Raw genomic sequence first — 14,816 nt, forward strand, 5'->3', positions numbered from 1 at the left:
TTCTGGGCAACTGCACCGGCGATCTCGTAAAACACAACGGGGCTTCTCGCCCCGTGCGTCGATATCAATGCGCGGGAGAGCGGCGAGCCGCCCTGCCCTGGCGCATTAGATACGGCGACGCTTCGGCGGACGGCAGCCGTTGTGTGGAACTGGGGTGACGTCCTGGATCTCGGTGATCTTGATGCCGAGGTTGTTCAGAGCGCGCACAGCCGATTCACGGCCTGGGCCTGGGCCCTTGATACGCACTTCCAGGTTTTTCACGCCCGATTCCTGAGCGACCTTGCCTGCAGCTTCGGCAGCGACCTGAGCCGCGAACGGGGTCGATTTGCGCGAACCCTTGAAGCCGGCGCCACCGGAGGTTGCCCACGACAGAGCGTTGCCCTGGCGGTCGGTGATGGTGATGATCGTGTTGTTGAACGAAGCGTGAACGTGGGCGATGCCCTCGGCAACGTTCTTCTTCACTTTCTTGCGCACGCGTGCTGCTGCTGCGCTGCTTTGTTGCTTGGCCATAGTCGGTTCCTAGATTATTTCTTGAGCGATTGAGCTGCCTTGCGCGGACCTTTACGGGTACGAGCATTGGTGCGGGTACGCTGACCGCGGACCGGCAGGCCCTTACGGTGACGCATGCCGCGGTAGCAACCCAGGTCCATCAGACGCTTGATGTTCATGGACAGCTCGCGGCGCAGGTCACCTTCCACGACAAACTTGCCGACTTCGTCGCGCAGTTTCTCGAGTTCGTTATCGTCCAGGTCCTTGACCTTTTTGTTGGTCGCGATACCGGTTGCGTCGCAGATCTTCTGCGAGCGCGGACGGCCAATACCGTAGATAGCCGTCAGGCCGATAACGGTGTGCTGATGATTTGGGATGTTAACCCCTGCAATACGTGCCATTCGTTATTCCTCGATTAACCTTGACGCTGCTTGTGACGCGGCTCGACGCAGATCACACGGACCACGCCTTTGCGCTTGATGATCTTGCAGTTGCGGCAGATCCGCTTGACTGAAGCGTTAACTTTCATTTTGCACTCTCTTCGGTTCGTTTACTTGATGATGTTTTTACTTGGTGCGGAACACGATGCGGGCCCGGGACAGGTCATACGGAGTCAACTCCACCGTTACCTTGTCACCCGGGAGAATGCGGATATAGTTCATCCGCATTTTACCCGAGATATGCCCCAGGACCACATGGCCGTTTTCCAGCTTTACGCGGAACGTCGCGTTTGGGAGATTCTCGAGGATCTCCCCCTGCATTTGGATGACGTCGTCTTTTGCCATTCGCTCTATGCACTCCGTCGCTTATCGCGTCGGAACTCCACCCTTGAAGTTGGCCTTCCGCAACAGTGAATCATATTGTTGCGACATGACGTAGTTCTGCACTTGTGCCATGAAGTCCATCGTCACCACCACGATGATCAGGAGCGACGTGCCACCGAAGTAGAAGGGAACCTTCCACTGGGCGGTCATGAACTCCGGCACCAGGCACACCAGGGTGATATAGACTGCACCGGCCAGGGTCAGGCGCATCAGGATCTTGTCGATGTAACGTGCGGTTTGCTCGCCCGGACGGATGCCCGGAACAAACGCGCCGCTCTTCTTCAAGTTATCCGCCGTTTCCTTGCTGTTGAATACCAGCGCGGTGTAGAAGAAGCAGAAGAACACGATCGCCACCGCATACAGCAAAGCGTGGATTGGCTCGCCTGGCGCCATCGACGCCGCCAGATCCTTCAGGAACCCGATCACCGGGCCGGACGAATCCTTGCCGCGAGTGAACCAGTCGACAATCGTCGCCGGGAACAGAATGATCGACGATGCGAAGATCGGCGGGATCACGCCTGCCATGTTCAGCTTCAAGGGCAGGTGGCTGGTTTGGCCACCGTAGATCTTGTTGCCGACCTGACGTTTCGCGTAATTGACCAGGATCTTGCGCTGCCCGCGTTCCACGAACACCACCGCATACGTCACCGCAGCCACCAGGACCACGATCAGGATGGCCGAGAAGCTGCCGATCGAACCGTTCGAGACCAGGGTGAACAAGCCGCCCAGGGCCGAAGGCAGACCTGCTGCGATACCGGCAAAGATGATGATCGAAATGCCGTTGCCAAGACCACGTTCAGTGATCTGCTCGCCCAGCCACATGAGGAACATGGTGCCGGTCAAGAGGGTAACGACGGTCACGAAGCGGAAACCGAGACCAGGGTCGATGACCAGGCCAGGTTGCGCCTCGAGCGCGACTGCGATGCCGAACGCCTGGAACAACGCCAGTGCCACCGTGAAGTAACGGGTGTACTGGGTGATCTTGCGGCGGCCGGCTTCGCCCTCTTTCTTCAACGCCTCGAGTTGCGGCGAGACGATCGATGCAAGCTGCATGATGATCGAAGCCGAAATGTAAGGCATGATGCCGAGCGCGAACACGGTAAAGCGGGACAAGGCGCCACCCGAGAACATGTTGAACATGCCAAGGATGCCGCCCTCGTTCTGCTTGAACAGCGCAGCGAGCTGCACCGGGTCAATCCCGGGAACCGGGATGTGAGCACCGATGCGGTACACGACCAATGCGCCAAGCAAAAACCACAGCCGGCCCCAGGGGAATCCGGAAGCGGCGCTTTTACCAAGTTGTGAATTAGTCGCCAATTTTTGCTCCGATCAGGCAGCGGTCGCTTTACGCGACCGAGCCGCCAGCTGCTTCGATCGCTGCTTTCGCGCCAGCGGTCGCTTTCAGGCCCTTGAGGTTCACCGCTTTGGTGATCTCGCCGGACAGGATGACGCGCACGTCGCGTGCCAGGACCGACAGGATGCCTGCCTGCTTGAGCACCATGATGTCGACATCGCCGACAGCCAGGTTGTTCAGGTCGGACAGACGAACTTCAGCCTTGAAGGTCGCGTTCAGCGATTTGAAGCCACGCTTCGGCAGACGGCGCTGCAGAGGCATCTGACCGCCTTCGAAGCCGACTTTGTGGAAGCCGCCCGAACGCGATTTCTGACCCTTGTGACCACGGCCGGCAGTCTTGCCCAGACCGGAGCCAATGCCGCGACCAACGCGACGCTTGTAGTGCTTGGCGCCGTCAGCTGGTTGAATGGTATTGAGTTCCATTGATTTCTCCGTTCACAAGCCCGAAGGCTTACGAAACAACTTTCACGAGGTACGAGACTTTGTTGATCATGCCACGCACGGATGGGGTGTCTTGCAGCTCGGAGACCGAGTTGACGCGACGCAGGCCCAGGCCGCGCACGGTGGCACGGTGGTCTTGACGGGTACCGATCAGGCCCTTGACGAGCTGAACTTTAACGGTGTTTGCCATGTTATTTCCCCTTAACCGACGATGTCTTCGACCGACTTGCCGCGCTTGGCAGCGATGTCAGCCGCGGTGCTCATCTTCGACAGACCGTCGAGAGTTGCGCGCACCAGGTTGTAAGGATTCGACGAACCGGTCGACTTGGCGACCACGTCGGTCACGCCCATCACTTCGAAGATAGCGCGCATTGCGCCACCAGCGATCACGCCGGTACCAGGTTTCGCTGGCATCATCATGACGCGCGAGGCGCCGTGACGACCGGACACGGTGTGATGCAGGGTACCGTTCTTGAGTGGCACCTTGATCAGGTTGCGGCGGGCTTCTTCCATCGCTTTTTGCACGCCGACTGGAACTTCCTTCGACTTGCCCTTGCCCATGCCGATGCGGCCATCGCCGTCACCGACAACGGTCAGCGCTGCAAAACCCATGATACGACCACCCTTGACCACTTTGGTCACGCGGTTGATCGCGATCATTTTTTCGCGCATGCCATCATCCGGCTTGTCGCTTGCCATTTTCGCTTGCATTTTTGCCATGACGATTCTTCCTTAGAACTTCAGACCGGCTTCACGCGCGGCTTCCGCCAGCGCCTTCACCCGACCGTGGTAACGGAAACCCGAGCGATCGAACGCAACTTCGGTGATTCCTGCTTTCAGTGCTTTTTCTGCGACGCGCTTGCCAACCAGGGCAGCTGCTGCAGCGTTGCCGCCGGCGCCGGTCTGGCCAGCCAGTTCGGCGCGCACTTCCGCTTCCAGGGTCGAAGCCGACACCAGTACTTTTGCGTCCGGGCTGATCAGGTTCGCGTAGATGTGCAGGTTGGTGCGGTGAACCGACAGACGGTTCACGCCCAGCTGGGCAATCTTGATGCGGGTCTGACGGCCACGACGCAGACGGGATTGTTTCTTGTCCATGTCTGCTCCGATTATTTCTTCTTGGTTTCTTTAAGCTTGACCACTTCGTCCGAATAACGGACGCCCTTGCCCTTGTAAGGCTCAGGGGAGCGGTAAGCGCGCACTTCAGCGGCGACCTGGCCGACCTTTTGACGATCGATACCCTTGATCAGGATCTCGGTCGGGGTCGGGGTCACTGCGGTGACGCCTTCAGGCATCGCGTGCAGGACCGGGTGCGAGAAGCCCAGCGACAGGTTCAGGGCGTTGCCCTGCACTGCTGCCTTGTAGCCCACGCCCACCAGGTTCAGCTTGCGCTCGAAACCCTTGGTGACACCGGTAACCATGTTGTTGACCAGGGCGCGCAGGGTGCCCGACATGGCGTTCGATTCACGCGAATCGTCGATCACGTTGAAGGTCAGCGTGCCATTGTTGTTTTCTACTTTGACCAGGCCGTTCAGGGCCTGGGTCAGGGTGCCCAGCGGGCCCTTGACGGTGATCGACGACGCGTTGATCGCGACTTCGGTACCGGCAGGGACGGCGATTGGCATCTTAGCTACTCGAGACATCGTCTACTCCTTAAGCCACGTAGCAAATCACTTCGCCACCGACACCGGTAGCGCGTGCTTTGCGATCAGTCATGACGCCTTGCGGAGTCGACACGATTGCCACGCCCAGGCCGTTCATGACGGTTGGGATCTCGTCTTTGCCCTTGTAGATACGCAGGCCTGGACGGGACACGCGCTCGAGGCGCTCGATGACCGGACGGCCAGTGTAATACTTCAAACCGATTTTCAGTTCCGATTTGCCGTCAGCCGACGACACTGCGAAATCTTCAATGTAACCCTCGTCCTTCAGGACGTTGGCAATGGCAACCTTGACTTTCGACGACGGCATTGCGACCGTGGTTTTCTGGACGACTTGTGCGTTGCGAATGCGGGTCAGCATATCGGCGATAGGATCGCTCATACTCATTGCATATTCTCCTATTACCAGCTTGCTTTGGTCATACCCGGAATTTCGCCCTTCATGGCGAATTCGCGGAGTTTGGTACGTGCCAGACCGAATTTACGGAAAGTGCCACGTGGACGGCCAGTGATGGCGCAGCGGTTACGCTGACGGGTCGGTGCCGAGTTACGCGGCAGCGCTTGCAGCTTCAGGCGCGCTTCGTAACGTTCTTCTTCCGACTTCGACTGGTCGTCGATGATTGCTTTCAGAGCGGCACGCTTCGGGGCGAATTTCTCCACCAGGTCTGCACGCTTCTGTTCGCGGTTAATCAGTGCAAGTTTTGCCATGCTCTTAGTTCCTGAACGGGAATTTGAAGGCGGCGAGCAGCGCTTTGGCTTCTTCGTCGGTCTTAGCAGTCGTGGTGATCGAGATGTTCATGCCGCGCAGTGCATCGATCTTGTCGTAGTCGATCTCTGGGAAGATGATCTGCTCTTTGACACCGATGTTGTAGTTGCCGCGACCATCGAACGATTTGCCATTGACACCGCGGAAGTCACGCACGCGCGGCAGGGCCACGGTGATGAAACGGTCCAGGAATTCGTACATGCGGGCGCCGCGCAGGGTCACCATCGTGCCGATCGGGTAGCCTTCGCGGATCTTGAAACCAGCGATTGCCTTGCGTGCCTTGGTGATCACTGGCTTCTGGCCGGCGATCTTGGTCAGGTCGCCAGTAGCGTGCTCGATGATCTTCTTGTCGGCGACTGCTTCCGACAGACCCATGTTCAGGGTGATCTTGGTCAGGCGTGGCACTTCCATCACCGATTTGTAACCGAATTTCTCGGTCAGCTCGGCGACGACTTTTTCTTTGTAAATTGCTTGGAGACGGGCCATTTCTTCTTACCCTTTCACTACTTCGCCGCTCGACTTGAAGACGCGGACTTTTTTGCCGTCCTGGTCTTTGAAGCCAACGCGATCTGCCTTGCCGGTCGCTGCGTTGAACAGCGCGACGTTCGACACGTGAATCGGCATGGTCTTGTCGACGATACCACCAGTAACACCGGTCATCGGGTTAGGCTTGGTCGCTTTTTTAGCGACGTTGACGCCTTCGACGATGACGTGTTCAGCGTCTACACGCTTCTGAACGACGCCACGCTTGCCCTTGTCCTTACCGGCCAGAACGATGACTTCGTCGTTTTTACGAATCTTATCCATGTCGAATCCTTACAGAACTTCAGGTGCCAGCGACACGATCTTCATGAACTTTTCAGTGCGCAGTTCGCGCGTGACTGGTCCGAAGATACGGGTACCGATTGGCTCCAGCTTGGCGTTCAGCAGGACAGCGGCATTGCCGTCGAACTTGACCAGGGAACCATCCTGGCGGCGCACACCTTTGGCGGTACGCACAACCACGGCATTGTAAATTTCACCCTTTTTGACGCGGCCACGTGGGGCTGCGACTTTAACGGTGACCTTGATGATGTCGCCAATGCTCGCGTAACGGCGCTTCGAGCCGCCCAACACCTTGATGCACAGAACTTCCTTGGCACCGGTGTTGTCGGCTACTTCGAGCCGGCTTTCGGTTTGAATCATAGTAGTTTCTTTCCCAACTTAAGCCGTAGAAAACCCCACGGAGAACCGTGGGCCTGCGGTCAGTCTTGGTCCCGCCATGACGCCCCTGCTGGAGCCCCATGTTTGGGTGATGGACTTTCCAAAAACACTTTCGTTACAGGCCGCTGTACCGCGGGGGATAACTGCGGCAACACATGAACGAAGCCCGCTAGTATCTCAGATACCAGCGGGCCACGCAAGACAAATTTTATGGGTACTTACAGTACCTGTGCGACTTGCAACACTTTGGTCACAGTCCACGCCTTCGTCTTCGAGATCGGACGACCTTCTGCGATCTCGACGGTGTCACCGATTTTCGCTTCGTTCGCTTCGTCGTGCGCGTGATACTTGTTCGAGCGCACGATGATCTTGCCGTACAGCGGGTGCTTGACGTGACGTTCGATCAGGACGGTAACCGTCTTGTCCATTTTATCGGACACGACTTTGCCGACCAGCGTACGCTTCAGCGCCGTTTTGATGGTGGTGTCGGTCATTTGGCTTCCTTCGTGTTCATCACAGTCTTCACACGCGCGATATCGCGACGTACTTTTTTCAGCTGCGAAGTGTTACCGAGCTGCTGGGTGGCGACTTGCATGCGCAGACCGAATTGGGCCTTGAGCAGCTCGTTCAGCTCCTTCTGCAGCGCTTCCTGGTCTTTGCCGCGGAGTTCCGATGCTTTCATATTCAACTCCTGTTATTGGCCGACTTGGCGAACCACGAAAGTGGTAGCCAGTGGCAGTTTGGCAGCGGCCAGGCGGAACGCTTCGCGCGCCAGTTCTTCTGCGACGCCATCCATCTCGTACAGGACTTTGCCTGGCTGGATTTCAGCGACGTAGTACTCTGGATTACCCTTACCGTTACCCATACGGACTTCGGCCGGCTTGTTCGAAATCGGCTTGTCCGGGAAGATACGGATCCAGATACGACCGCCACGCTTGATGTGACGGGTCATGGCGCGACGTGCCGCTTCGATCTGGCGTGCGGTGATACGGCCGCGGGCAACTGCCTTCAGACCGAATTCACCGAACGAGACCGCGGTGCCGCGGGTGTGCGAAATGCCGGTGTTACGGCCTTTCTGCTCTTTACGATACTTCCTGCGCGATGGTTGCAGCATGCTTATTCTCCTGCTTTCTCAGCGGGTGCAGCGGCAGCCGGGGTCGCCAGCTTGACAGCTGGGCGAGCGCGCACGGTTGGCGCGGCAGCTGGACGTGCACCGCCGGCTGGACGTGGACCGCGCGATGGCTTGCCGTCGTCACGACGTGGGCCGCGTGGCTTCTTCTCATCTGGCGGGGTGTCGATGACTGGTGCTTCGCCGGTGACCGAACGGTCGCCCTTGTAGACCCAGACCTTGACGCCGATGATGCCGTAGGTGGTCGATGCTTCGCTGGTGCCGTAGTCGATATCGGCGCGCAGGGTGTGCAGTGGCACACGGCCTTCGCGGTACCATTCGGTACGTGCGATTTCGATACCGTTCAGGCGGCCCGACGACATGATCTTGATGCCGACGGCGCCCAGGCGCATTGCATTTTGCATTGCGCGCTTCATGGCGCGACGGAACATGATGCGCTTTTCGAGCTGCTGCGAGATCGAGTCGGCGATCAGCTGCGAATCGATCTCTGGCTTGCGGATCTCTTCGATGTTGACGTGCACGGGCACGCCCATGATCTTCGCCAGCGACGTTTTCAGCACTTCGATGTCTTCGCCTTTTTTACCGATCACGACACCAGGGCGCGACGAGTAAATGGTGAAGCGTGCGTTCTTGGCAGGACGCTCGATGACGATACGGCCGACCGAAGCGTTCTTCAGCTTCTTTTTCAGGAAAGCGCGGGCTTCCAGGTCTTCCTGCAGCATCGAAGCGAAGTTGCCGTTACCAGCATACCAGCGCGACGCCCAGTTACGGGTGACCGCCAGGCGGAAGCCGGTTGGGTGGATTTTCTGACCCATCGTATGACTCCTTAGTTACCGACAGTCACGTAAACGTGACAGGATTGTTTGGAAATGCGATCGCCGCGGCCTTTTGCACGTGCAGTAAAGCGCTTGAGGATCGGGCCCTTTTCGACATAGATCTGAACCACTTTCAGTTCGTCGATGTCGGCGCCATCGTTGTGTTCCGCGTTGGCGATAGCCGACTCGAGAACCTTCTTGATGATGGTCGCGCCTTTTTTCGGGCTGAATTGCAGAATGTTGAGTGCTGCGTCAACTTTCTTGCCACGAATCAGATCGGCGACCAGACGGCCTTTTTGTTCCGAAAGGCGTACGCCTTTGAGGATTGCTTTAGTTTCCATTATCGTTTCGCCTTCTTGTCAGCGGCGTGGCCCTTGAACGTACGGGTCAGCGCGAATTCGCCGAGCTTGTGGCCGACCATGTTCTCCGACACGTACACAGGCACGTGCACTTTGCCGTTGTGGACAGCGATCGTCAGACCGATGAAGTCTGGCGAGATCGTCGAGCGGCGCGACCAGGTTTTGACTGGCTTTTTGTCTTTGGTCGCTTGCGCGGTCTCGACTTTTTTCACCAGGTGGGCGTCAATGAACGGCCCTTTTTTCAATGAACGAGTCATTTTTTATCCTTATTTCTTGCCGCGGCGCGAAACGATCATCGACGACGTGCGCTTGTTCGAACGCGTACGCTTGCCCTTGGTCTGCTGGCCCCATGGCGACACTGGGTGACGACCGGCTGCAGTTTTACCTTCACCACCACCGTGCGGGTGATCGACCGGGTTCATGACCACACCGCGGACGGTAGGACGAACACCGCGCCAGCGCATCGCGCCAGCCTTACCGATCTTGCGCAGGCTGTGTTCGGCATTGCCGACTTCGCCAACGGTAGCGCGGCACTCGATGTGCACGCGACGGACTTCACCCGAGCGCAGGCGAACCTGGGCGTAGGTGCCTTCACGGGCCATCAGCACGACGCCGGCGCCGGCGGTACGGGCCATCTGGGCACCCTTACCTGGCAGCATTTCGACGCAGTTCATCACGGTACCGACCGGGATGTTGCGGATTGGCAGGCAGTTACCGGCTTTGATCGGCGCTTCCGAGCCGTTCATGATCGCGTCGCCGACAGCCATGCCTTTGGTGGCGATGATGTACTGACGCTCGCCGTCCGCGTAGCACAGCAGTGCGATGTGCGCGGTACGGTTCGGGTCGTATTCAATACGCTCGACCTTGGCAGGAATGCCGTCCTTCTGGCGCTTGAAGTCGACCAGACGGTAGTGCTGCTTGTGGCCACCGCCCTTGTGACGGGTGGTGATGTGACCGTTGTTGTTACGGCCGGCAGTTTTCGATTTCTTTTCAACCAGGGCTGCGAGCGGACGACCTTTGTACAGGCCTTCGGTCACAACTTTCACCATGCCGCGACGGCCTGGGGAGGTTGGCTTCATCTTTACGAGTGCCATTATTTAGCCTCCTCGACAAAATTGATTTCCTGGCCTGGCTTCAGGCACACGAAAGCACGCTTGGTGTGGTTGCGACGACCGGTGAAACGGCCCGAACGCTTTTGCTTGCCTTCGCGGTTCACGGTTTGCACCGATTCCACTTCGACCTTGAACAGCATCTCGACGGCAGCCTTGATTTCTGGCTTGGTCGCGTCAGGCAGGACCTTGAACACGATCTGCTCGTTCTTTTCCGCAACGAAGGTAGCCTTCTCGGAAATGATCGGAGCCAGCAGCACCTTCATCAGGCGCTCTTCGCTGAATTTGATTGCGGCGCTCATGCGTACATCTCCTCGATCTTGGCCAGAGCAGCTTTCGTGACCAGGACTTTTTTGTAGAACACCAGCGACATCGGATCAGCGTGCTTCGGCTCGACGACCAGCACGTGCGGCAGGTTGCGCGATGCCAGGTCGAGGTTCTCATCGATGGTGTCGGTGATCACCAGGACCGATTCCAGGCCCATGGTCTGCAGTTTTTGCGACAGCAGCTTGGTCTTTGGAGCTTCGATCGACAGGTTTTCGACCACGTTCAGGCGGCCTTCGCGAGCCAGTTGCGAGAAGATCGAGCAGATACCTGCACGGAACATCTTCTTGTTAACTTTGTGCGAGAAGTTCTCGTCCGGGGTGTTCGGGAAGATACGACCACCGCCGCGCCACAGAGGCGACGACGACATACCAGCACGAGCACGGCCGGTACCTTTTTGGCGCCATGGCTTCTTGGTCGTGTGGTGGACTTCTTCACGGTCCTTCTGCTTGCGGTTGCCGCTACGTGCGTTGGCAGCGTAGGCGACGACGATCTGGTGGATCAGGGCTTCGTTGTATTCACGACCGAACACTTCGTCGGTTGCTGCAACGTTGGCGCCAGCTTGACCTTGCTCATTCAGGAGCTTCAGTTCCATGCTTACGCTCCTTTCTTGGCTTTGGTTTTGACAGCTGGCTTGACGACCACTTGGCCGTTCTTCGCGCCAGGAACGGCACCCTTGATCAGCAGCAGCTGACGTTCGGTGTCGATGCGAGCCACTTCCAGGTTCTGGGTGGTGACGGTAACGTCGCCCATGTGACCGGTCATGCGCTTGCCTGGGAACACGCGGCCTGGATCCTGGGCCATACCGATCGAGCCAGGAACGTTGTGCGAACGCGAGTTACCGTGGGTCTGGCGACCCGAGGCGAAGTTGTGACGCTTGATGGTACCGGCGTAGCCCTTACCGATCGAGGTGCCTTGCACGTCGATTTTCTGGCCCACTTCGAACAGCGAAGCGGCGATGACATCACCAGCTTTGAGTTCGGCGGCTTTGGTGGAATCGATGCGGAATTCTTTCAGCATCGTACCGGCTTCGACGCCAGCTTTGGCGTAGTGACCGGCAGCAGCTTTGGTCACGCGCGAAGCGCGACGCTGGCCGTAGACGACCTGAACTGCGGTGTAGCCATCAGTTTCAGGGGTTTTGATTTGTGCGACACGGTTGTTCGACACATCCAGCACAGTGACAGGGATCGAATCGCCGTCATCCGTGAAGATACGCATCATGCCAACCTTGCGACCGAGAAGGCCCAAGCTCATTTTTTCTCCATTCCCACCTACGATTGGGCGGGGGTAGTTGAACTACTAAATAATATGGGCAATAAAAGAGGCACCCATACCGAAGCCGGCTAGTATAACGCGCAAAAGGCTTCGGCGCAACAGGAAAAATCGGAGTCGAATCCGGCCTGTTGCGCTTTTCGCAGTATCTGGAGAAAGAAGAATCCACTCTAGCTGAGCGGCACAGAAAAGACACACCGCTGTGTCTTTTCTCTACAGGCTACGACCATTGCTGGGAGCCTGCGATCTGGAAGTCTGGTGGGCGGTGCAGGATTCGAACCTGCGACCCCTTGGATGTCGACCAAGTATTCTAACCAGCTGAACTAACCGCCCGGGGAGCCGAATTATAAGTGCCCGGCTTAAAGTTTTGCAATAGCTTTTTTCGTGTGCTCGTCAATTCCCTGCCGCTTCCCTGCTGCGCCCACGACGGCCGCGCTCGCGTCGCTCAAGGAAATCGCGGGTTGAAGATGCCGCCGTGAAATGCTATTGTACAAATGTTTTTCGAGGGACGGCCGTGTCGCGCGCACCTGGCGCACGTGATTCCGGCAACCATGCCGGCGCTGCCCTCCCTCCTCCGCCTGGCGGTTCCCGACGTGTCGATCGCGCATTCAACTAGAAGAGAGCGCAGGTCCCCGTCCCGCCTTTCTCCGGCCCGCGCGCCTCCCCGGCGAGCACCGTGGGCCCAGACCCGGTCCGCCTCCCAACCCCTGGCTATTGGGCGGACGCATCGCTGCAAAGGATGAACAAGAATGACTGTCATTGAAACCCGCCACTGGCCGCGCCAGCTCGATCCCTCACGCCTGGTCCTGGCCACTGACCTCGACGGTACGCTGCTGGCCGGCACCCACGAGGCGCGGCGCCGCATCCGCGAACTGTTTTCCGGCGCCCTGCCGGAGGCGAAACTGGTGTTCGTCACCGGCCGCGGCCTGGAAACCGTCATTCCCCTGCTGTCCGACCCAACGGTGCCGCGTCCCCACTACATCATCGCCGACGTCGGCGCCACCATCGTCGACGCCGACCTGCGGCCGGTCGAGCCGCTGGCGCAGAGAATCGCGTCGCGCTGGCCGGGCAGCCAGGCGGTATTGAAAGCGCTGGCCGACTTTCCCGAGCTGGTGCGCCAGTCGGTGCCGCAGGAACGCCGCGTCTCCTTCTACGCCACCGAGGATGCCATCACACCCGCGCTGCGCGCTGCCGTCGACGCCCTCGACTGCGACCTGCTGTTCTCGGCCGGCCGCTACCTGGACGTGCTGCCGCGCGGCGTCGGCAAGGGCGTCGCGGTGCGCCGCCTGGCGGAAGTGGCCGGCTTCGATCCGGCCCATATCGTGGTGGCGGGCGACACCCTGAACGACCTGTCGATGTTCGAGGCGGGTTTCCGCGGCGTGGTGGTCGGCGCCGCCGAACCGGCGCTGGTGCAGGCGGTGCGCAAGATGCCGCGCGTGGTGGTGGCCGACGCCGCCGGCTGCGGCGGCATCCTGCAGGCCTTCGACCGCCATGGTCTGCGCCTGGACGGCGACGCCGCGGCGCATGACGCGACCTCGTACGGCGAGGCCGAGCTGGTCATGGTCTACCACCGCCTGCCGTATGACGAAGTGGTGGAAGGCGGCGTGACGTACCAGCGCCGCCCGAAAAGCCCGAACGGCATCATGCCGACCCTGCTCAGCTTTTTCGCCGGCGGCCGCAAGGGCTCGTGGGTGGCCTGGTCGCAGCAGGCCAGCCGGACGCCGACCGGTTTCATCCCGCACGTGGCCGTCGATGCGCAGCGCTACCCGCAGCTCAAGGCGGCCCGGATTCCCCTGACGGCGGACGACATCGACCAGTTCTACAAGAAGTTCTCGAAAGAGGCGTTCTGGCCGATCATCTTCTCCTTCCCCGATAAAGCCGAATTCCGCCAGGACCACTGGGAACGCTTCCTGGAGGTGAACCGCCTGTTCGCCGAGCAGACCGCGCGCGAGGCGGCGCCCGGCGCCACCGCCTGGATCCACGACTACAACCTGTGGATGGTGCCGGCCTTCCTGCGCCCGCTGCGTCCCGACCTGACGATCGCCTTCTTCCACCACACCGCCTTCCCGTCTTCCGACGTATTCAACATCCTGCCGTGGCGGAACGACATCATCGGCAGCCTGCTGCAGTGCGACTACGTGGGCTTCCACATCCCGCGCTACGTCGAGAACTTCGTCGACGCCGCGCGCTCCTGCGCACCGGTCGAGGTGCTGGACGCCGTGCCGTGCGCGCCGCGCTACCTGACCTTCGGCTGCGCGCTGGGCGTGGACCGCATGCACACCGCGCTCGAAGTGGGCGGACGCCGGGTCACGCTGGGCGCCCATCCGGTGGGCACCAACGCCGGCCTGATCGCAGACCTGGTCAAGAGCGGCGACGTCCAGCGCCAGATCACCGAATGGGACGAGTACCTGGATGGCCGCACCGGCATCATCTCGATCGAGCGCCTCGACTACGTGAAAGGCTCGCTGGAGAAGCTGCAAGCGTATGAGCGCATGCTCGAACAGCATCCCGAGCTGTTGGGGAAAGTCATGCTGATCAACATCATCACGCCGGCGGCGTCGGGCATGGAGATCTATGACAGCCTGCGCGAGGAACTCGATCGCGTGGTCGGCCGCATCAATGGCCGCTTCTCGACCCTGGACTGGGTGCCGGTGCGCTACTTCTACCGCTCGCTGCCCTTCGAGGACGTGGTGGCCCACTACGCCGCCTGCGACGTCGCCTGGATCACGCCGCTGCGCGACGGCCTGAACCTGGTGGCGAAGGAATACGTGGCCACCCGCCATGCCGCCGGCCGTCCGGGCACGCTGGTGCTGTCCGAATTCGCCGGCGCCGCCGTCGAGCTGCACGGCGCGCTGCTGGTGAACCCGTATGACAGGAATGCGATGAGCGCGACCCTGTACCACGCACTGACCATGGGCGCCGACGAAGTGGCCTACCGCTCCGGACGCATGGCGGCGATCGTGAACGACCGCGACGTGGCGCGCTGGGGCGACGACTTCCTGGCCGCACTGGCGGCGCTGCCGGCATCCGGCCAGGATGACGCGCAGGAAGAGCGCTCCGTCGCCTGAAGCCT

General features: G+C 59.7%; 26 protein-coding genes and 1 tRNA gene. 1 reads left to right on the forward strand and 26 read right to left on the reverse strand.

Annotated elements, in window-relative coordinates; translation table 11 throughout:
• Positions 1-105: 105 nt before the first annotated feature.
• The 26 genes from rpsK to SOM28_RS23915 form a co-directional block, all read right to left on the reverse strand.
• Positions 106-510 carry a 30S ribosomal protein S11 gene (gene rpsK, locus SOM28_RS23790; RefSeq protein ID WP_005663404.1) on the reverse strand — a complete coding sequence of 135 codons (405 nt, stop codon included), beginning with the start codon at positions 508-510 and terminating at the stop codon, positions 106-108.
• 14 nt (positions 511-524) lie between these two features.
• Positions 525-890: a 30S ribosomal protein S13 gene (gene rpsM, locus SOM28_RS23795; protein WP_005663405.1), complete on the reverse strand. Its 366-nt coding sequence runs from the start codon at positions 888-890 to the stop codon at positions 525-527.
• A gap of 14 nt (positions 891-904) precedes the next feature.
• Positions 905-1,018 (reverse strand): 50S ribosomal protein L36, encoded by a 114-nt coding sequence (gene rpmJ / locus SOM28_RS23800; protein ID WP_005663407.1) that lies wholly within the window; start codon positions 1,016-1,018, stop codon positions 905-907.
• 37 nt (positions 1,019-1,055) lie between these two features.
• Positions 1,056-1,274 carry a translation initiation factor IF-1 gene (gene infA, locus SOM28_RS23805; RefSeq protein ID WP_005663428.1) on the reverse strand — a complete coding sequence of 73 codons (219 nt, stop codon included), beginning with the start codon at positions 1,272-1,274 and terminating at the stop codon, positions 1,056-1,058.
• Between the two features lie 21 nt (positions 1,275-1,295).
• Positions 1,296-2,630, reverse strand: a complete 1,335-nt coding sequence (gene secY, locus SOM28_RS23810) for a preprotein translocase subunit SecY (protein ID WP_005663430.1) — start codon at positions 2,628-2,630, stop codon at positions 1,296-1,298.
• Between the two features lie 28 nt (positions 2,631-2,658).
• Positions 2,659-3,090 carry a 50S ribosomal protein L15 gene (gene rplO / locus SOM28_RS23815; RefSeq protein ID WP_123069948.1) on the reverse strand — a complete coding sequence of 144 codons (432 nt, stop codon included), beginning with the start codon at positions 3,088-3,090 and terminating at the stop codon, positions 2,659-2,661.
• A gap of 28 nt (positions 3,091-3,118) precedes the next feature.
• On the reverse strand, positions 3,119-3,298 hold the full coding sequence (gene rpmD / locus SOM28_RS23820; protein WP_123069947.1) for a 50S ribosomal protein L30: 180 nt from the start codon (positions 3,296-3,298) through the stop codon (positions 3,119-3,121).
• Between the two features lie 11 nt (positions 3,299-3,309).
• A complete protein-coding gene (gene rpsE, locus SOM28_RS23825) occupies positions 3,310-3,828 on the reverse strand; it encodes a 30S ribosomal protein S5 (protein WP_005663437.1) in 519 nt (172 codons plus the stop codon).
• Positions 3,829-3,840: 12 nt separating this feature from the next.
• Positions 3,841-4,203, reverse strand: coding sequence for a 50S ribosomal protein L18 (gene rplR, locus SOM28_RS23830; protein ID WP_123069946.1), 363 nt, complete (start codon positions 4,201-4,203; stop codon positions 3,841-3,843).
• 11 nt (positions 4,204-4,214) lie between these two features.
• Entirely contained in the window at positions 4,215-4,748 is a 534-nt protein-coding gene (gene rplF / locus SOM28_RS23835) for a 50S ribosomal protein L6 (RefSeq protein ID WP_320469661.1), read from the reverse strand.
• 10 nt (positions 4,749-4,758) lie between these two features.
• The gene (gene rpsH, locus SOM28_RS23840; protein ID WP_123069944.1) at positions 4,759-5,154 is read right to left on the reverse strand and encodes a 30S ribosomal protein S8; all 396 of its coding nucleotides are present in this window, start codon (positions 5,152-5,154) and stop codon (positions 4,759-4,761) included.
• Between the two features lie 14 nt (positions 5,155-5,168).
• Positions 5,169-5,474, reverse strand: coding sequence for a 30S ribosomal protein S14 (gene rpsN / locus SOM28_RS23845; protein WP_123069943.1), 306 nt, complete (start codon positions 5,472-5,474; stop codon positions 5,169-5,171).
• A gap of 4 nt (positions 5,475-5,478) precedes the next feature.
• Entirely contained in the window at positions 5,479-6,018 is a 540-nt protein-coding gene (gene rplE / locus SOM28_RS23850; protein WP_123069942.1) for a 50S ribosomal protein L5, read from the reverse strand.
• A 6-nt stretch (positions 6,019-6,024) separates the two neighbouring features.
• The gene (gene rplX / locus SOM28_RS23855; protein ID WP_091877211.1) at positions 6,025-6,339 is read right to left on the reverse strand and encodes a 50S ribosomal protein L24; all 315 of its coding nucleotides are present in this window, start codon (positions 6,337-6,339) and stop codon (positions 6,025-6,027) included.
• 9 nt (positions 6,340-6,348) lie between these two features.
• On the reverse strand, positions 6,349-6,717 hold the full coding sequence (rplN, locus tag SOM28_RS23860; protein WP_005663451.1) for a 50S ribosomal protein L14: 369 nt from the start codon (positions 6,715-6,717) through the stop codon (positions 6,349-6,351).
• Between the two features lie 236 nt (positions 6,718-6,953).
• Positions 6,954-7,229: a 30S ribosomal protein S17 gene (gene rpsQ / locus SOM28_RS23865; RefSeq protein WP_123069941.1), complete on the reverse strand. Its 276-nt coding sequence runs from the start codon at positions 7,227-7,229 to the stop codon at positions 6,954-6,956.
• Positions 7,226-7,417 (reverse strand): 50S ribosomal protein L29, encoded by a 192-nt coding sequence (gene rpmC, locus SOM28_RS23870; protein ID WP_123069940.1) that lies wholly within the window; start codon positions 7,415-7,417, stop codon positions 7,226-7,228. Before rpmC ends, rpsQ begins: the two co-directional genes overlap by 4 nt.
• 12 nt (positions 7,418-7,429) lie before the next feature.
• Positions 7,430-7,849, reverse strand: coding sequence for a 50S ribosomal protein L16 (gene rplP, locus SOM28_RS23875; RefSeq protein WP_005663456.1), 420 nt, complete (start codon positions 7,847-7,849; stop codon positions 7,430-7,432).
• A 2-nt stretch (positions 7,850-7,851) separates the two neighbouring features.
• Complete coding sequence (gene rpsC, locus SOM28_RS23880; protein ID WP_123069939.1) at positions 7,852-8,679, reverse strand: 30S ribosomal protein S3; 828 nt, start codon at positions 8,677-8,679, stop codon at positions 7,852-7,854.
• An 11-nt stretch (positions 8,680-8,690) separates the two neighbouring features.
• Complete coding sequence (rplV, locus tag SOM28_RS23885; protein WP_170976705.1) at positions 8,691-9,023, reverse strand: 50S ribosomal protein L22; 333 nt, start codon at positions 9,021-9,023, stop codon at positions 8,691-8,693.
• Positions 9,020-9,295: a 30S ribosomal protein S19 gene (rpsS, locus tag SOM28_RS23890; RefSeq protein ID WP_123069938.1), complete on the reverse strand. Its 276-nt coding sequence runs from the start codon at positions 9,293-9,295 to the stop codon at positions 9,020-9,022. The genes rplV and rpsS overlap by 4 nt, the downstream gene beginning before the upstream one ends.
• A 9-nt stretch (positions 9,296-9,304) precedes the next feature.
• On the reverse strand, positions 9,305-10,132 hold the full coding sequence (gene rplB, locus SOM28_RS23895; protein ID WP_123069937.1) for a 50S ribosomal protein L2: 828 nt from the start codon (positions 10,130-10,132) through the stop codon (positions 9,305-9,307).
• Positions 10,132-10,449 carry a 50S ribosomal protein L23 gene (gene rplW / locus SOM28_RS23900; protein ID WP_123069936.1) on the reverse strand — a complete coding sequence of 106 codons (318 nt, stop codon included), beginning with the start codon at positions 10,447-10,449 and terminating at the stop codon, positions 10,132-10,134. The genes rplB and rplW overlap by 1 nt, the downstream gene beginning before the upstream one ends.
• A complete protein-coding gene (gene rplD, locus SOM28_RS23905) occupies positions 10,446-11,066 on the reverse strand; it encodes a 50S ribosomal protein L4 (protein WP_123069935.1) in 621 nt (206 codons plus the stop codon). Before rplD ends, rplW begins: the two co-directional genes overlap by 4 nt.
• A 2-nt stretch (positions 11,067-11,068) precedes the next feature.
• Complete coding sequence (gene rplC, locus SOM28_RS23910; RefSeq protein ID WP_123069934.1) at positions 11,069-11,725, reverse strand: 50S ribosomal protein L3; 657 nt, start codon at positions 11,723-11,725, stop codon at positions 11,069-11,071.
• A gap of 274 nt (positions 11,726-11,999) precedes the next feature.
• A tRNA-Val gene (locus SOM28_RS23915) sits at positions 12,000-12,076 on the reverse strand.
• A 416-nt stretch (positions 12,077-12,492) separates the two neighbouring features.
• Between SOM28_RS23915 and ggpS the strand changes: the two genes are divergently transcribed.
• Entirely contained in the window at positions 12,493-14,811 is a 2,319-nt protein-coding gene (ggpS, locus tag SOM28_RS23920) for a glucosylglycerol-phosphate synthase (RefSeq protein ID WP_320469662.1), read from the forward strand.
• The last annotated feature ends 5 nt before the right edge of the window (positions 14,812-14,816 follow it).

The organism is Massilia sp. CFBP9026, assembly GCF_034045165.1.
Classification (GTDB): domain Bacteria; phylum Pseudomonadota; class Gammaproteobacteria; order Burkholderiales; family Burkholderiaceae_D; genus Telluria; species Telluria arenae.

Excerpts from the sequence above, each read along its gene's own strand:
- rpmJ (WP_005663407.1), bottom strand. The coding sequence starts at position 1,018 with ATGAAAGTTAACGCTTCAGTCAAGCGGATCTGCCGCAACTGCAAGATC.
- rplX (WP_091877211.1), bottom strand. The coding sequence starts at position 6,339 with ATGGATAAGATTCGTAAAAACGACGAAGTCATCGTTCTGGCCGGTAAG.
- rpmC (WP_123069940.1), bottom strand. The coding sequence starts at position 7,417 with ATGAAAGCATCGGAACTCCGCGGCAAAGACCAGGAAGCGCTGCAGAAG.
- rpsQ (WP_123069941.1), bottom strand. The coding sequence starts at position 7,229 with ATGACCGACACCACCATCAAAACGGCGCTGAAGCGTACGCTGGTCGGC.
- rpsM (WP_005663405.1), bottom strand. The coding sequence starts at position 890 with ATGGCACGTATTGCAGGGGTTAACATCCCAAATCATCAGCACACCGTT.
- rplP (WP_005663456.1), bottom strand. The coding sequence starts at position 7,849 with ATGCTGCAACCATCGCGCAGGAAGTATCGTAAAGAGCAGAAAGGCCGT.
- rplC (WP_123069934.1), bottom strand. The coding sequence starts at position 11,725 with ATGAGCTTGGGCCTTCTCGGTCGCAAGGTTGGCATGATGCGTATCTTC.
- rpsC (WP_123069939.1), bottom strand. The coding sequence starts at position 8,679 with ATGGGTCAGAAAATCCACCCAACCGGCTTCCGCCTGGCGGTCACCCGT.
- rplB (WP_123069937.1), bottom strand. The coding sequence starts at position 10,132 with ATGGCACTCGTAAAGATGAAGCCAACCTCCCCAGGCCGTCGCGGCATG.
- rplD (WP_123069935.1), bottom strand. The coding sequence starts at position 11,066 with ATGGAACTGAAGCTCCTGAATGAGCAAGGTCAAGCTGGCGCCAACGTT.
- rplF (WP_320469661.1), bottom strand. The coding sequence starts at position 4,748 with ATGTCTCGAGTAGCTAAGATGCCAATCGCCGTCCCTGCCGGTACCGAA.
- ggpS (WP_320469662.1), top strand. The coding sequence starts at position 12,493 with ATGACTGTCATTGAAACCCGCCACTGGCCGCGCCAGCTCGATCCCTCA.
- rpsS (WP_123069938.1), bottom strand. The coding sequence starts at position 9,295 with ATGACTCGTTCATTGAAAAAAGGGCCGTTCATTGACGCCCACCTGGTG.
- infA (WP_005663428.1), bottom strand. The coding sequence starts at position 1,274 with ATGGCAAAAGACGACGTCATCCAAATGCAGGGGGAGATCCTCGAGAAT.
- rplO (WP_123069948.1), bottom strand. The coding sequence starts at position 3,090 with ATGGAACTCAATACCATTCAACCAGCTGACGGCGCCAAGCACTACAAG.
- rplW (WP_123069936.1), bottom strand. The coding sequence starts at position 10,449 with ATGAGCGCCGCAATCAAATTCAGCGAAGAGCGCCTGATGAAGGTGCTG.
- rpmD (WP_123069947.1), bottom strand. The coding sequence starts at position 3,298 with ATGGCAAACACCGTTAAAGTTCAGCTCGTCAAGGGCCTGATCGGTACC.
- rpsH (WP_123069944.1), bottom strand. The coding sequence starts at position 5,154 with ATGAGTATGAGCGATCCTATCGCCGATATGCTGACCCGCATTCGCAAC.
- rplN (WP_005663451.1), bottom strand. The coding sequence starts at position 6,717 with ATGATTCAAACCGAAAGCCGGCTCGAAGTAGCCGACAACACCGGTGCC.
- rpsE (WP_005663437.1), bottom strand. The coding sequence starts at position 3,828 with ATGGCAAAAATGCAAGCGAAAATGGCAAGCGACAAGCCGGATGATGGC.
- rplE (WP_123069942.1), bottom strand. The coding sequence starts at position 6,018 with ATGGCCCGTCTCCAAGCAATTTACAAAGAAAAAGTCGTCGCCGAGCTG.
- rpsN (WP_123069943.1), bottom strand. The coding sequence starts at position 5,474 with ATGGCAAAACTTGCACTGATTAACCGCGAACAGAAGCGTGCAGACCTG.
- rplR (WP_123069946.1), bottom strand. The coding sequence starts at position 4,203 with ATGGACAAGAAACAATCCCGTCTGCGTCGTGGCCGTCAGACCCGCATC.
- rpsK (WP_005663404.1), bottom strand. The coding sequence starts at position 510 with ATGGCCAAGCAACAAAGCAGCGCAGCAGCAGCACGCGTGCGCAAGAAA.